Source organism: Limosilactobacillus gastricus PS3, from assembly GCF_000247775.1.
Lineage (GTDB): Bacteria > Bacillota > Bacilli > Lactobacillales > Lactobacillaceae > Limosilactobacillus > Limosilactobacillus gastricus_A.
This window is the reverse complement of the sequence record NZ_AICN01000072.1, coordinates 80,107-94,343: the sequence shown is the minus strand read 5'-3', so window position 1 is coordinate 94,343 and position 14,237 is coordinate 80,107. Positions and strand designations below refer to the sequence as shown.

The 14,237-nt window shown below is 41.0% G+C and carries 14 protein-coding genes; 12 read left to right on the top strand and 2 right to left on the bottom strand.

Annotated elements, in window-relative coordinates; genetic code table 11:
• Nucleotides 1-4: 4 nt before the first annotated feature.
• The 12 genes from PS3_RS08475 (at nucleotide 5) to PS3_RS08420 (ending at nucleotide 11,443) form a co-directional block, all read left to right on the top strand.
• Entirely contained in the window at nucleotides 5-883 is an 879-nt protein-coding gene (locus PS3_RS08475; RefSeq protein ID WP_007122677.1) for a DegV family protein, read from the top strand.
• Complete coding sequence (locus PS3_RS08470) at nucleotides 883-1,497, top strand: hypothetical protein (protein WP_040468751.1); 615 nt, start codon at nucleotides 883-885, stop codon at nucleotides 1,495-1,497. Before PS3_RS08475 ends, PS3_RS08470 begins: the two co-directional genes overlap by 1 nt.
• Before the next feature lie 31 nt (nucleotides 1,498-1,528).
• Complete coding sequence (gene yaaA / locus PS3_RS08465; RefSeq protein WP_007122676.1) at nucleotides 1,529-2,281, top strand: peroxide stress protein YaaA; 753 nt, start codon at nucleotides 1,529-1,531, stop codon at nucleotides 2,279-2,281.
• Nucleotides 2,282-2,415: 134 nt separating this feature from the next.
• Nucleotides 2,416-2,943, top strand: coding sequence for a GNAT family N-acetyltransferase (locus tag PS3_RS08460; RefSeq protein ID WP_007122675.1), 528 nt, complete (start codon nucleotides 2,416-2,418; stop codon nucleotides 2,941-2,943).
• A gap of 148 nt (nucleotides 2,944-3,091) precedes the next feature.
• Nucleotides 3,092-3,781 carry an AzlC family ABC transporter permease gene (locus PS3_RS08455; protein ID WP_007122674.1) on the top strand — a complete coding sequence of 230 codons (690 nt, stop codon included), beginning with the start codon at nucleotides 3,092-3,094 and terminating at the stop codon, nucleotides 3,779-3,781.
• On the top strand, nucleotides 3,778-4,110 hold the full coding sequence (locus PS3_RS08450) for a branched-chain amino acid transporter permease (protein WP_007122673.1): 333 nt from the start codon (nucleotides 3,778-3,780) through the stop codon (nucleotides 4,108-4,110). The genes PS3_RS08455 and PS3_RS08450 overlap by 4 nt, the downstream gene beginning before the upstream one ends.
• Nucleotides 4,111-4,358: 248 nt before the next feature.
• Nucleotides 4,359-5,453, top strand: a complete 1,095-nt coding sequence (gene pdhA, locus PS3_RS08445) for a pyruvate dehydrogenase (acetyl-transferring) E1 component subunit alpha (protein ID WP_007122672.1) — start codon at nucleotides 4,359-4,361, stop codon at nucleotides 5,451-5,453.
• A gap of 2 nt (nucleotides 5,454-5,455) precedes the next feature.
• On the top strand, nucleotides 5,456-6,433 hold the full coding sequence (locus PS3_RS08440; RefSeq protein WP_007122671.1) for an alpha-ketoacid dehydrogenase subunit beta: 978 nt from the start codon (nucleotides 5,456-5,458) through the stop codon (nucleotides 6,431-6,433).
• A gap of 15 nt (nucleotides 6,434-6,448) precedes the next feature.
• Nucleotides 6,449-7,759 carry a 2-oxo acid dehydrogenase subunit E2 gene (locus PS3_RS08435; RefSeq protein ID WP_007122670.1) on the top strand — a complete coding sequence of 437 codons (1,311 nt, stop codon included), beginning with the start codon at nucleotides 6,449-6,451 and terminating at the stop codon, nucleotides 7,757-7,759.
• A 5-nt stretch (nucleotides 7,760-7,764) separates the two neighbouring features.
• Nucleotides 7,765-9,171: a dihydrolipoyl dehydrogenase gene (lpdA, locus tag PS3_RS08430; protein WP_007122669.1), complete on the top strand. Its 1,407-nt coding sequence runs from the start codon at nucleotides 7,765-7,767 to the stop codon at nucleotides 9,169-9,171.
• Nucleotides 9,172-9,192: 21 nt separating this feature from the next.
• On the top strand, nucleotides 9,193-10,212 hold the full coding sequence (locus PS3_RS08425) for a lipoate--protein ligase (protein ID WP_007122668.1): 1,020 nt from the start codon (nucleotides 9,193-9,195) through the stop codon (nucleotides 10,210-10,212).
• A 97-nt stretch (nucleotides 10,213-10,309) separates the two neighbouring features.
• A complete protein-coding gene (locus PS3_RS08420; protein WP_007122667.1) occupies nucleotides 10,310-11,443 on the top strand; it encodes an SGNH/GDSL hydrolase family protein in 1,134 nt (377 codons plus the stop codon).
• 50 nt (nucleotides 11,444-11,493) lie between these two features.
• Here PS3_RS08420 and PS3_RS08415 read toward each other — a convergent pair whose 3' ends face one another.
• Both PS3_RS08415 and PS3_RS08410 read right to left on the bottom strand, forming a co-directional pair.
• Nucleotides 11,494-12,873 (bottom strand): hemolysin family protein, encoded by a 1,380-nt coding sequence (locus PS3_RS08415; protein ID WP_040468750.1) that lies wholly within the window; start codon nucleotides 12,871-12,873, stop codon nucleotides 11,494-11,496.
• Nucleotides 12,874-12,972: 99 nt separating this feature from the next.
• A complete protein-coding gene (locus tag PS3_RS08410; protein ID WP_040468749.1) occupies nucleotides 12,973-14,187 on the bottom strand; it encodes an MFS transporter in 1,215 nt (404 codons plus the stop codon).
• Nucleotides 14,188-14,237: the final 50 nt, after the last annotated feature.

Genomic DNA, 14,237 nt, shown 5'->3' with positions numbered 1-14,237 from the left:
ATATATGAAAATTGCTATCGTAACCGATAGTACGGCTTATTTGGAACCCGACGAAATTGAAAAATATCAGATTACGGTCGTTCCGATTCCGGTTATTTTTGGTGATCAAGTGTATGAAGAAGGCGTTAACCTCACCAATGATGAATTCTATGCCAAATTAAAAACAGGGAATGTTTTTCCTAGTACTTCCCAGCCATCAATTGGGGTCCTCATGGAAACTTATGAGCATTTGGCGCAAGCTGGTTATGATGCCGTTATCAGTATTCACCTAACCAGTGCGATTTCTGGTTTAATGGCAACCGTTACTCAGTTAGCTGAGCAACTTGCTGATACCATCAAAATCATTCCCTTTGATTCACACTTGACGATTCGGATGATGGGAGAATTAGCGATTGAGGGAGCGCGATTAGCTGAGCAACATGATGATTTAGATGACATTATCAAAAAATTATCCGAATATCGCGATACCTTTAATAATGTCTTTGTTGTTGATGATTTACAAAATTTGGTCCGGGGAGGCCGTTTATCAAATGCAAGTGCCTTTGTGGGTTCCCTTTTAAAAATAAAACCGCTATTGACGATGCATACAGAAAATTATGCCATTGAAGCCTTTGAAAAAGTCCGTTCTATGAAAAAGGCCAAGTTACGGTGTGAAGAGATTTTCGCGGATGATTTAAAGCAATTAGATTATCCAGTTCGTGCAATGGTGGTTCATGCCAATGCGCAAACTGCTGGCGAGGAATGGTTAGCTGACTTAAAGGGTAAGTATCCTGATATTCGCTGGGATTTAACTTATTTTGGCCCAGTAATTGGTACCCACTTAGGATCAGGAGCCTTAGCCATTGTTTGGATGCAAGATACCGATAAACAAGCACTACAATAATGTTAAAAATACTTCAAAAACACACTTTAATTGCGATTACCTTAGTACTGTTAATGATAATTTTAAGCCAATTTCAATGGCACTTTGCTTTTGCTAACGGTCTAGTCATCAATTTTCAGCTAATTGGTTTAATTGGTTTATCAGCTTTTTTTGCACTTGGTGAGCTGGCTGGGAGTATAGTGGCCTTGATCGGCCTGGTTATTAGCTTGATCATCAATCCTGGGGGCTGGTTAATGGGATTAGTGATGATTCTAGTAGCCTTAGTGATGTGGTTAATCATGGGACGTCACATTCCACTAAATGTTCATTTAAACCGTAACCAATTGATTTCACTAGGTCTCTTTAGTGGTAGTTTACAATTTATTTGGTCGATCCTACTGGCCGGTGGGATGAGTTGGTATCTAGCTGGTTATCGGACTAGTCTTTGGATGATCTATTTAACACGGATGACGGGTCCAGCTTTGATCATTGCCATTTTGGTCGTGATTGGCTTGCCGTTATTGACGGGATGGCTGAGAACCTATACTGAAGATTTAAGACCGCCTGTACCACCATCAGGATCAGTCGAGATTAATTTATCAAAACCTAAGAAAGATCAGAAGGGTAGGAAGTAGTCCTACCTTTTTATAATTAGAGGAATCTATGATGAAATATTTTATTTCGCCTTCCATGAAAATGAAACCAGGGGAAAATTTCACGAGTTTACAACAAGAATTATTATTTCCAAAAGCTACTAGTGAAGTTATCAATAGTTTACAAGCATTGAACGATCAGCAACGTCAGAATTTATGGGCTTGTAGCGATCGGGTTGCTCAGGAAGCAAATGAGTGGACGCACCAATTATCCATAGATGCACCAGGGAGTCCCGCGATTTTAACTTACCAAGGGATTCAATATCAAGCGATGGCACCTGATTTAATGACTGAGGAACAATTAGAACGATTAGCAGACCGATTAAGGATCGTTTCGGGATTATATGGACTAGTCGCCCCTTTCGTCCAAATTCAACCTTATCGTTTAGAAATGAAGGCCAGTTTATCAGTTCAAGCGCGACCAGATCTGTATCATTTTTGGGGACAACGACTATATGAGAAACTATTTGAAGACCATGACGTCGTGCTTAATCTAGCTTCCAAAGAATATAGTCGGGCGATAAGTCCATACTTACAAACCGACGATCATTTAATTACGATTGAGTTGTTAACGGATAAACATGGCAAGTTAACCCAACCATCAACCGCCGTTAAACAGGCGCGAGGTTTTTTTGTACGTGATCTAGTAGAGCGCAATGTGACTACGATTGAGGCGGTGAAGGATTTTTCAGTAGCGGGATATCAATTTGAGACGGAACTTTCATCTTCAACTGTCTTTAAGTTTATTCGTAATGGTGAAAAGTGATTTTTCATCATGCTAAATCATTTCTAGTTCCTTAGTCTAATTTGTAAGCAATCACTAATCATCATTAAAACTTGCTCATTTGTAATTCAGTGTGATAAATTGGAAAAACTGTCTAATGAGAGAGGAGAAAAATGATGCATTTAGAACAAGCACACTTGAATGATCTAGAGCGAGTAATTGAAATACTAAAAGATGGACGGAACCAACTGGCCGAACGGGGCATCGACCAATGGCAAGGCGATTATCCTAATCGGGATCATATCAAGGAAGATATCGAAAATGGCTATGCTTATTTAGTCCATTCAGATGATCATGAAACAGTTGGAGCCTTTGCGATGGTTCCAGCCCCGGACCAAACCTATGATGCCTTAGATGGTCAATGGGAAATTGAAACGGATCAATATGTGGTCATTCATCGAGTAGCTATCCATTCAGAGCATGCAGGTCATGGTTATGCTTCTGGTTTGTTTGTAGCTTTAATTGATTATATTAAAGAGCAACGTCCCGAAATTTTATCAATCCGCATTGATACGCATGAAGATAATGCACCAATGCAACATTTAATTGAAAAGTATGGCTTCCATCGGGTGGGAACCCTCCACGGGGTTTACCGGCCCAATGAAATTTCCTTTGTCTACGAGAATATTCGTGAAAATAACTAATCAATCTGGTTTAGCAAATTTTGATCGCTTTTGCTAAACCTTTTTATTTACTAGAAAACTACAATTTAGCTATATCGCCGATTATTGGAATATGGTACAATTTTCAACATTAACATTAGATAAAGATTTAATGAGAGAGGGAATTGAATTGGAATGGAAATATGCTTTTAAGAAATCATTTCCAGTCATGATTGGTTATGTCATTTTGGCGGTTAGTTATGGATTATATATGCATAACTTACATTTTGATTGGTGGTTTCCGTTATTAATGGCCGCGACGATATATGGGGGCTCGGTCGAATTTTTGATTGCTAACATGCTTTTGTTAAAGTTTGCTCCGGTTACCGTCTTGCTAATTACATTGGTAGTAGGTTTTCGGCAATTTTTTTATGGCATCGCCATGTTAGATCGCTATCATGGTCATGGTTGGCAAAAGTGGGTTCAGATTTTAGGCTTATCGGATGAGACCTTTGCCGTTAACCTTGAAGTGGAAGTGCCCGAACATTTAGACCAGCAATTAGTCTATTCATACATTAGTATTTATGATTATTTGGCCTGGGTATTTGGGGCCGGACTCGGTGGTGTGTTAGGTCAACAATTGGCTATTCAAATTAATGGGTTGGATTTCATTATGACTGCTTTATTCATTGTTTTGGCCCTCGAACAGATCTTAAAAGAAAGCAATCACATTAGTTCTATCAGTGGGTTTATTATTACAGCGATTTGTCTTTTAGCAATTGGGCAAACCTATTTTCTCTTGTTGGCCTTGTTGTTAATGGTGATCGAATATACTTGGATTTATCGACGATTACAAAGACGAGCAGGGGGTAACAAATGACTTTAATTCAGCAACTTGCAACAATTTTAATTGCGGCCGTCGCCAATATGACGACTCGAATTGTTCCCTTTAAACTTTTTCGGGATCAAAATGGGCATGTGTCACCATATATTGATGGCTTAGGAAAGTTTTTACCGCCCGCCATTATGGCAATGTTGGTAGTCTATTGTTATCGCAGTGTTAATTGGCTAGGGGCTAGTCATGGTTTACCGGATCTAATTGCTGGGATCGTAACGGTGATTGTTCATTTAATATGGCGCAGTTTATTCACCTCATTGATTTTAGGGACTGTAGCTTATATTGTGCTGATTAATTTTGTCTTTAAGTAAAAATTTAAATTAGTAACGAGAGTATGTTTAGGGGGCTTACTCTCGTTTTATTTTGCAGATTTTTCAAAAATTTTAGTAAATTTTTTGTAAGGGCTTACGAAAAAATGTGAGTAACACTTACGGCCACTAGATACCGTCCAATTTTATGTGAAATTATTCTCAAAATTTACAAATAGATTTGATGTGCTACAATATCCTTGTAAGCGATAACATTATTGTAATACAGGGATTTATAGGAGGTTATGATAATGAAAAAGTTAGACTTTGAAAGTCTTAAGTACTACACTGGCGACGAAAAACCATTTCAAGTTTTAAGTCAAGATGGTGAAGTAGTAGATAAGGACTTAATGCCAGATTTGACTGATGAACAATTGGTTGATTTGTTTAAAGAAATGATTTGGTCACGGGTTGTTGGTGACCGGTCAACCAAGTTGAATCGTCAAGGTCGGTTAGGTTTTATTGCCCCTACACAAGGTCAAGAAGCTAGTGAAATGGCATCAAATTATGCCATGGAAAAGGATGACTTCTTAGCTGGTGCTTATCGTGATATTCCACAATTAGTTAAACATGGGCTTCCATTAGCCCAAGCCTTTATGTGGTCAAAGGGTCACTACAACGGGACTAAGTTCCCTGAAGAATTAAAGGCTCTTCCACCACAAATTATTATTGGTGCTCAATATGCTCAAACCGCTGGGATTGCCCTAGGGTTAAAGAAGAAGGGTACTAAGAACGTGGCTTATTCATACACTGGTGATGGTGGTACTTCTCAAGGTGACTTCTATGAAGGTATTAACTTTGCAGGTGCCTTCCATGCTCCAGCAGTCTTCATTGTTCAAAATAACGGATATGGTATTTCAGTTCCACGGGCAAAGCAAACCGCTGCTCCTACCTTGGCTCAAAAAGGGGTTGCCGCTGGATTACCTTGCTTCCAAGTAGATGGGATGGATGCCTTAGCTGTTTATGCAACTGTAAAGCAAGCTCGTGATTACGCTGCTGAAGGCAATGGCCCAGTCCTAATTGAAACCTTAACTTACCGTTATGGTGCTCACACCCTTTCTGGTGATGATCCTTCACGTTACCGTTCAAGTGATGAAGAAGCTGAATGGCATGCAAAAGATCCAATTGAACGGATGCGTAACTTCTTAACCAAGAAAGGCCTTTGGACTGAAGAACAAGAAAATGCATACGTTGATGAAGTGAATGCTGAAGTAGATGCAGCTGTTAAGGAACTTGAATCACAACCAGCTCAAACTGTATCAGAAATGTTGAAGTTTGAATTTGTTGATACTCCTGCTACCATCCAAAAGCAAATCAAGAAGTATGAAGAAAAGGAGGCCAAGTAATCATGGCTAAAATTACAATGGTTAAAGCGGTTACTGATGCTCTAGATGAAGAATTAGCCCGCGATGAAAATGTCGAAGTCTTTGGTGAAGACGTTGGTAAAAACGGTGGTGTCTTCCGGGCCACTGATGGTCTCCAAGCAAAATTTGGTGAAGATCGGGTATACGACACGCCTTTAGCTGAATCAGGAATCATTGCTTTAGCTAATGGTTTGGCAACACAAGGTCTTCGTCCTGTTCCTGAAATTCAATTTAGTGGATTTATCTTCGAAGCCTTTGATGAAATTGCTGGTCAAATGGCACGTCAACGCTTCCGTCACTCTGGGTCACGGACATACCCAGTTACCATTCGTTCACCTTATGGTGGTGGGGTTAACGCGATTGAATTGCACTCGGATGACTTCTCTGGTTTGTTAGCTCAAATTCCTGGTTTACGGGTAGTTGTTCCATCTGATCCATATGATGCAAAGGGATTGCTGATTTCATCAATTCGTTCTGATGATCCAGTCTTCTTCCTTGAACACCTAAAGCTTTACCGTTCCTTCCGTCAAGAAGTGCCTGATGAAGCTTACACAGTTCCATTGGACAAGGCAGCGGTTAAACGTGAAGGTAAAGATGTTTCAATCATTACATACGGATACATGGTTCGGGAAAGTTTAGCAGCGGCTGAAGATCTTGCTAAAGAAGGCATTGATGTGGAAGTGCTGGACTTACGGACAATTTCACCATTAGATGAAGATGCCATCTTAGAAACCGTTAAGAAGACGGGGCACGTAGTATTAGTTCAAGAAGCACCACTCCAAGGTGGGGTTAGTGGTCAAGTGGCGGCCTTAATTGCCCAACAAGGAGTTCTCTCATTAGACGCACCAATTGGTCGGGTGGCTGCACCAGATACTCCATACCCAGTTAGTGATGCCGAAGGTGTTTGGTTACCTAACAAGCAAGACATCATTGATGAAGTTAAAAAGACAGTTAATTTCTAGTGAGGTGAACGAGTAATGAGTAGTAAATATCAATTTAAGTTGCCAGACGTTGGTGAAGGGATGGCCGAAGGAACGGTCGGCGAATGGCATGTGGCCGTTGGTGACCAAGTTGAAAAAGATCAAGACTTTGTCCAAATTGAAAACGATAAGTCGGTTGAAGAATTACCATCACCAGTTGCTGGTACTGTTACCAAGATTATTGTTCCTGAAGGTGAATTAGCTAATGTTGGTGACCCATTAATCGAACTAGAAGTTGCTGATGGCGAAGGGAACGTTGATGAATCAGCTGAAGAAGCTGCTCCGGCTGAAGAAGCTGCTCCAGCTGCTGCCGAACCAAGTGCTCCTGCACCAGCTCCAGCAGCAAGTCCTGCTGCTCCTGCACCAGTGGCTGCTGATCATAGCTTACCAGTCTTAGCAATGCCTGCAGTTCGGAAATTCGCTCGTGACAACGGAGTTGATGTTAACCAAGTTGCTGGAACTGGTCGTCATGGCCAGGTTTTAAAGAGCGATGTCGAAGCCTTCTTAGCTGGCGGTGCTCCGGTTGCAGCTCCAGCAGCTGAAGTGAGCGCTCCAACTCCAGCCGCTGAACCAGCTCCAATGGCGGTTCCTACCGCACCAGAAGGTTGGCCAGAACACGCTGAAAAGATGTCACCAGTTCGGAAGGCAACTGCTAAGGCAATGACCACTGCTAGTCATGAAATTCCTATGATCACGGTCTTTGACGAAGTGGTTGTTGACAAACTTTGGGATCACCGGAAGAAGTACAAGGAATTGGCTGCTGAACGTGGTGTTCACTTGACTTTCATGGCTTACATGACGAAGGCCTTAGCGGTTATTATGCGTGAATTCCCTGAATTTAACGCTAAAGTTGATATGGAAAACAAGCAAATCCACTATCGTGACTACGTCAATGTTGGAATTGCTACCGACACTGATAATGGTTTATATGTTCCAAACGTTAAGCATGCTGATCGCTTAAGCCTCTTTGACATTGCCAAGGCTATATCAGCTAATACTGAAAAGGCTAAGGATGGTAAATTAGGCTCAGCTGACATGAGTAACACTGGGATGACGATTACTAACATCGGTTCAATCGGTGGTGGTCACTTTACCCCAATTGTTAACTGGCCAGAAGTAGCGATTATCGGAATGGGTAAAATTTCATCTGAACCAGTTGTGGTTGAAGATCATGTTGAAGTGGCACGGGTCTTGAAGCTGTCACTAACTGTTGACCACCGGATTATTGATGGTGCTACGGCACAACGGGCCATGAACCGGATGAAAGAATTGTTGGCAGATCCAGAATTGTTGTTAATGGAAGGGTGATTTAAATGGTTGTTGGTGATTACGCAATTGATTTAGATACAATCGTAGTTGGTTCAGGTCCTGGTGGATACGTTGCAGCTGTTCACGCTGCTGAACTCGGTCAAAAGGTTGCCGTGGTTGAACGTTATGATGCTCTTGGCGGGGTATGTCTTAACGTTGGTTGTATTCCATCTAAGGCGATGATCCAAGTTTCACATGAATACTTAACAGCAAAAGATGGTGCTGACCGGGGAATTGAAACTGGTGATGTTAAGTTAGATTTTGACAAAGTTCAAGAATACCGGAAGCAAGTTGTTAATCGGATGAGTAACGGGGTTGCCTACTTGTTCAAGAAGAACAAGATTGATGTGATTCATGGGACTGCTTTCATGAAGTCAGACCATAGTTTACGGGTAATTAATGATGACAGTGCCCAAACTTACACCTTCAAAAACTTAATTTTAGCTACTGGTAGTCATCCAATTGAAATTCCAGGATTTAAGTTTGGTGGTCGGGTCATTGATTCAACCGGGTTATTGGCTCTCCCAGCTTTACCAAAAGAATTAGTTGTTATCGGTGGTGGTTACATCGGTTCTGAATTGGCAGCTGCTTATGCTAACTTCGGTAGCCATGTAACAATTCTTGAAGGAACTGATACCATCTTAGGCGCTTATGAAAAAGATATGGTTAAGATCATTGAGAAGCGCTTTAAGGCGAAGGGTATTGACATTATTACTGGTGCAATGGCTAAGGAAGCCAAGGATAATGGTGATAGTGTTGAAGTATCATACGAATTAAATGGTGAAGTTAAGACCGTTACAGCTGACTATGTTGCTGTAGCTGTTGGTCGGAAACCAAACACTGATGATCTTGGATTAAATATTGCTGGGGTAGAAACTACTGATCGTGGTCTTGTTAAGGTTGACGCACAAGGGCGGACGAATGTTGAACACATTTATGCCATTGGAGATATTGTTGCGGGTGCCGCTTTAGCTCACAAGGCTTCTTATGAAGGTAAGGTTGCTGCCGAAGCGATTGCCGGACAAAGCTCAGTAGTTGATTACCGGGCAATGCCAGCTGTATGTTATGTTGATCCTGAGATCGCAACGACGGGATTGTCTGCTGACCAAGCCAAGGCTGAAGGATTGGATGTTAAAACTGCTAAGTTCCCATTCAGTGCCAACGGTCGGGCAGTCTCAATGCATTCTGATGAAGGGTTTGTTCGCTTAGTATTCACTAAGGATAACGAACAAGTTGTTGGTGCTCAAATTATTGGAAGCAACGCTTCAGATATGATTTCTGAATTAACCTTAGCAATTGAATCTGGTAACACTGTTGAAGATATTGCTTTGACAATTCATCCGCACCCAACTCTCTCTGAAGCAGTTATGGATGCCGCTGACGTAGCGTTAGGTTACCCAACTAATATTTAATAAAAAAAGTGAAGTGATTTTATGCAATACGTAGCAATGAAGTCTCATGATATTCGACGGAATTTGGCAACTGAACAATATTTGATGAATAGTGATCAGATTAAGCCACCGTTCATGTTGTTCTACATTGAAGACTCATGTATTATTGTGGGACGTAATCAAAATACTTTGGAAGAAATTAATCAAAAGTATTGCGAAGAACATCATGTTACGATTACCCGACGTTTGTCTGGTGGTGGTGCCATGTATCAAGACATGGGGAACATGTGCTTTAGTTTCGTAGTACCAGCTGATCAAGTTAAATTTGGTGATTTTGGCGAACTGGTTAAACCAGTAGTTGATGCTCTTCATGATATGGGAGCAACTGGAGCTGAAGTTAATGGTCGTAACGATATCACGATCGACGGTAAAAAGTTTTCGGGAAATGCAATGTACAGCCGTCACGGGAAAACCTTCTCTCACGGAACCCTGATGTACAATGTTAATACCGATACCGTAGCGGATGCACTGCAAGTACCGAAGGATAAGATTGAATCAAAAGGAATCAAATCCGTTCGGTCTCGGGTTACGAATATTCGACCATACTTACGACCAGAATTCCAAAATCTAACGACAGAAGAATTCCGTGACGAATTAATCAAGCGAATTTGGAAAGTTGACTCAATTGAAGATGCCCAAGTCAATGAATATCAATTAACGGCTGCAGATGAATCTGCAATTGATGAAATTGAAAATAAGTGGTACAAAAATTGGGACTGGGTTTACGGTCGGTCACCAGAGTTTACGGTTAAGAAGCGTCGTCACTTCACTAGTGGAACCATTGATGCACGGTTCTTGATTGAGCATGGAAAAATTGCCAATCTGAAAATTTATGGTGATTTCTTTGGAACTGGAGATGTTCACGAAGTCGAAGAAGCTTTGACTGGAGTTGAATATAGTCCAGAAGCAATGACTAAAGTACTCAACCAGCTTGACTTACAAAAGTACTTTGCTGGTAGTGATACTGATGAAGTTATTCAGTTACTAACAATTCAAGAATAGTGTAATAGTGGATCTACTATCTAAAAAATGGCTCCTCGAAGATCGGAAGATGTTCAGGAGCCGTTTTGTTTTTAGGGTAGGTTAGGAGGGAACTTTAATGCAGTGGCAAAGCGGATATTATCAATTAACACATGATTTAAGGGCCATGGCTTTTCAATATCCCGAATTAAATCAGGTTATAAAATTTACCTCATTCTTATCAGGAAGTAAGCTCCGTTTAACTTTTACGAATTTTTATGGCTCGCAAACCCTCAAGTTTGATCAGATTCTAATTGCCGATAATGACAATTTTGATCATGCGGTCCAGGTAACTATAAATCATCAGTCTGAATTGATGATTCCTGTGGGCCAAGCGAAGGTGTCTGATCCGGTTGATTTTACAGTACAAGCCGGTCGAGCAGTTTATATTATGGTCATTGCAAACCAAGCGCAAACTTATTGTGACTTTGCGGTTACCTATGATCCTACTTGGGTGAATGCTAGTATGGGTCGTCATGCTAATCATCAACCACCATTGAATGATCGATGGCAACATGGTCATGGCTGGGTCTCACTTTCCATGATGGAAGTTTGGACTCAAGCGCAACCGCAAGTAATTGAGTTTACCGGTGATTCGCTTGTTGAAACCGGAATGGTTGCGGCTGAATTATTCAAAAAAACAATTGTTGAAAAGCCAGAACAAATAACTTGGTTGGTGACTGGCATCTCAGGCAATCGTTTATTAACAGATGCTCCCCAGAATAAAAATCCAGAAAGAACCTATGGGTTAAGTTTGCTACACCGCTATGGACAACTCGGTCATCGGCCATATGAACCTTCCTTAACTTTAGTTTCGATCGGAGCTAATGATTTGCTGGTACCATTCGATAATCCGCTAGGGATGGAGCAAATACCGTCACTAGATCGTTTAAAAATTGGCTACCGTGACTTGGAGTCAATTATTGAAAGTCGGCAGAGTGAAGTTAAGATCTTAACATTGCCACCGGTTCGACTTCCTAGGAAGACGGGACCGTGGACTACGGATGAAATACAAATTGATCGAGTGAGAAAGTCGTTAAATGTGTGGTTACGATCTAATTCTTGGGTCATTGATGCTTGTGGCTCCATAACTGATGAAAAAGGTAATCGTAAACCAGCAGTTGACTTTGGGGATAACTTACATTTATCGCCATATGGAGGCCAATTAATGGGGCAAGCAATTTGGTTGCAATTAAAATTAGCTCTACAGTAAATAGAAAAGAAAAAACCGGGAGTAGTGAAATTTCACTACTCCCGGTTTGACTATTCATTAACTTCATCATCATTATCTGATGAATGCTCATTACCATCATTTTCGGATTCTTGTTTCTTTGGTTTGATATGGGTAACCTTAAACTCGTTGACATATTGGTTCTCAATGTCCGTAGGGGTAAAGGAGAAGTCTTCAACTCGCACTGGTTGACCAACCTTCATGTCATACTGTTGCTCCAGAAAGAAACCAGTTAGCGTGGTTACTTGAACAGTTTCAAATTGAGGGATTTGAACTTCAAAATACCGCATAAAATCATCTAACGGCATCTTACCCGAAACCAAATAGGTTGGATTTCCTTGTGAGTCGGTTTCCGATTGTTCAATCATACTGTCTGAAATATGATCAATTTCTTCACCAACTGTCCCGAAAAGTTCTTCATAAATATCTTTATCAGTGATGATCCCTGAAGTCCCACCATATTCATCTTGGACTATGACAATTGGTACTTGGCGTTGCATCATTAATTGTAAAACATCGGTGATTGGTTGACTTTCATAAGCGATTGGCATCCGTCGAAGAATCACTCGGATAGTTTGTTGCGGATTGATTTGATTTTGCCGCATGATGTCATAAGAGAAAATATAACCTAAGATATGGTCTTTATCATGATTTGCCACTACGGGCATCCGCGTAAATTTCTTTTCAAAATAGATTTGTGCTGCATCGGCAATCGTATCGGTAATATCAATGACCGTTAACTGGGTACGGTCGACCATAATATCACTGGCGACTTTATCATTCATCTTAAAGGCACGTTGCATAAAGACAACATCTTCACGATCTAATTCTCCCGCTTTTTCAGATTCTTTGGAAAGCGAAATAATTTCGTTTTCAGAATAAATATCTTCATCAGGGTGGGCATTAAAGCCGAGTAATTTAGTCACCATGATGGCAACCCGATCAAAAATCCAAATTAATGGGTAGAAGATCACGTGGAAGAAGCGCGTCATGTTAACAATGAATAAAAGCACTTTAACCGGTTGGTCAATGGCAATATTCTTTGGTACCAAATCAGTGAAGACAGCGTGTAAGAAGGTAAAGATCAGGATCCCAATCACCGAAGAAACTCCCTCACTGACATTTTTAGGGAAAATGTTTAATTTCTCTAACCATGCGGTGATGTAACCTTCACCGATCCACCCTAAAACCAAGGAGGTTATCGTAATCCCAACTTGGGCAGTTGAAAGATACTCCGTCAAATGATCCATCATTTTAAGGGCACTTTTGACCTTCCGCGTTTGGGGTAGTTCTTTTAATTCGGTTGGACGAACCTTAACTAGAGAATACTCCGTTAAGGTGAATAAGGCAGCGATGGCTAAAATAAAAATAATTATCACAAGGACAATCGGACTAGTGATATCAACGTTCATTTAAATGAAGTTCATCCTTTCATATTTAAAATTAAAGATATTTATATTATAGCAGACTAATGCGCAAAAAAAGCCTGACGACCAGGCTTCCTAATTAGATCATGATAATGATTTGGTGCGATTGAAAATTACGAGAATAAAATTGAACAACAGCATGATCCCCGTCACGATGAAAACTGCTTGGTATGAAAAGGCTCCCGATATAGTTGAACCAGCCAGCGATCCCATAACGGATCCAGCGGCTTGAAATGATTGGTTGTAAGAAAAAATTCGACCAAAGGCATCCGCGGGAGTATCTAGGGTTAAAATAGTCTGCACCGCCGGTAACAGGGCGGCATTAGCAAGGCCGAGGATAAAACGCCAGAAGGCTAACGCCCAAGGTGAAGAAACAAAAGTCATCGGGACAAATAGGGCAGCAGCCACTGCCAAACCGATAATTAAGATTTTTTGCGGTCCAATATGATCCATGGTATGGCCAATTTTAGAAGAAGCAATGAGCGTTCCGAGTCCTGGCGTAGCTGCCACGACTCCCGCGACAAAGGAAATATTACCTTGCCCATGCATCAATTCTTTTACATATAAGCTGACGATCGGATCAATGGACATGACGGAAGCTTGAACAAACATGGTGGTAAAAAACATGATAACGATAATTTTGACGTTCGGTAGTTCAGCAATGATGCCCTTCAGCGGTTTTAATTCTTCTTTTTTAATTGGTGAAAAATGTTCGTGAACTAAGAAGAAAGTGATTAAAAAGGTTAAAAACATTAAGATCCCAGTAATAAAGAAAGGAATTCGGTAACCAAACCAGCCCGAAAGGGTCCCACCGAGCAGGGGGCCCACTAGATTTCCCGTCACCCCAGAAGTCATCATGGAGGTCATGACCCAACCAGAGCGGCTGTGGGGGGTTTCGCTAGCCATCAGGGCTGTGGCATTTGAAATATACCCAGAAAAAAGACCTTGTAAAAAGCGGAGTAAGATTATGACCCAGACGTTAGTCGCAAAACCAACTAGAAAGATGGTAATCGACATGACAAAAGAGGCCCGTAAACACATTAATTTCCGTCCTTTTTGATCGGCTAATGATCCCCAATAGGGTGAAATGACCGCCTGGGAAAGAAAAGTGATCGCAAAGGCTAGCCCTGAATAGATATTGAGTTGAAAACGGGAAAAATTACCTAATTCAGCAATAAATAAGGAAAGAAAGGGCATGGTCATCGAATAGCCCATTCCGGTGATGAAACAGCCGATCCAAAGGGTAATGAAAGTTTGATGCCAACCTTCAGGGGTTTGTTCGTTTAGTGTAGTTTCCATGATGCTAATCTCCTTAGTCACAATCACCACAAATTTTACACCGAATATAT

Coding starts and splice junctions, on each gene's coding strand:
- pdhA (WP_007122672.1), top strand. CDS start 4,359: ATGAAAAAGTTAGACTTTGAAAGTCTTAAGTACTACACTGGCGACGAA.
- lpdA (WP_007122669.1), top strand. CDS start 7,765: ATGGTTGTTGGTGATTACGCAATTGATTTAGATACAATCGTAGTTGGT.
- PS3_RS08420 (WP_007122667.1), top strand. CDS start 10,310: ATGCAGTGGCAAAGCGGATATTATCAATTAACACATGATTTAAGGGCC.
- PS3_RS08425 (WP_007122668.1), top strand. CDS start 9,193: ATGCAATACGTAGCAATGAAGTCTCATGATATTCGACGGAATTTGGCA.
- yaaA (WP_007122676.1), top strand. CDS start 1,529: ATGAAATATTTTATTTCGCCTTCCATGAAAATGAAACCAGGGGAAAAT.
- PS3_RS08460 (WP_007122675.1), top strand. CDS start 2,416: ATGCATTTAGAACAAGCACACTTGAATGATCTAGAGCGAGTAATTGAA.
- PS3_RS08415 (WP_040468750.1), bottom strand. CDS start 12,873: ATGAACGTTGATATCACTAGTCCGATTGTCCTTGTGATAATTATTTTT.
- PS3_RS08470 (WP_040468751.1), top strand. CDS start 883: ATGTTAAAAATACTTCAAAAACACACTTTAATTGCGATTACCTTAGTA.
- PS3_RS08475 (WP_007122677.1), top strand. CDS start 5: ATGAAAATTGCTATCGTAACCGATAGTACGGCTTATTTGGAACCCGAC.
- PS3_RS08440 (WP_007122671.1), top strand. CDS start 5,456: ATGGCTAAAATTACAATGGTTAAAGCGGTTACTGATGCTCTAGATGAA.
- PS3_RS08410 (WP_040468749.1), bottom strand. CDS start 14,187: ATGGAAACTACACTAAACGAACAAACCCCTGAAGGTTGGCATCAAACT.
- PS3_RS08435 (WP_007122670.1), top strand. CDS start 6,449: ATGAGTAGTAAATATCAATTTAAGTTGCCAGACGTTGGTGAAGGGATG.
- PS3_RS08450 (WP_007122673.1), top strand. CDS start 3,778: ATGACTTTAATTCAGCAACTTGCAACAATTTTAATTGCGGCCGTCGCC.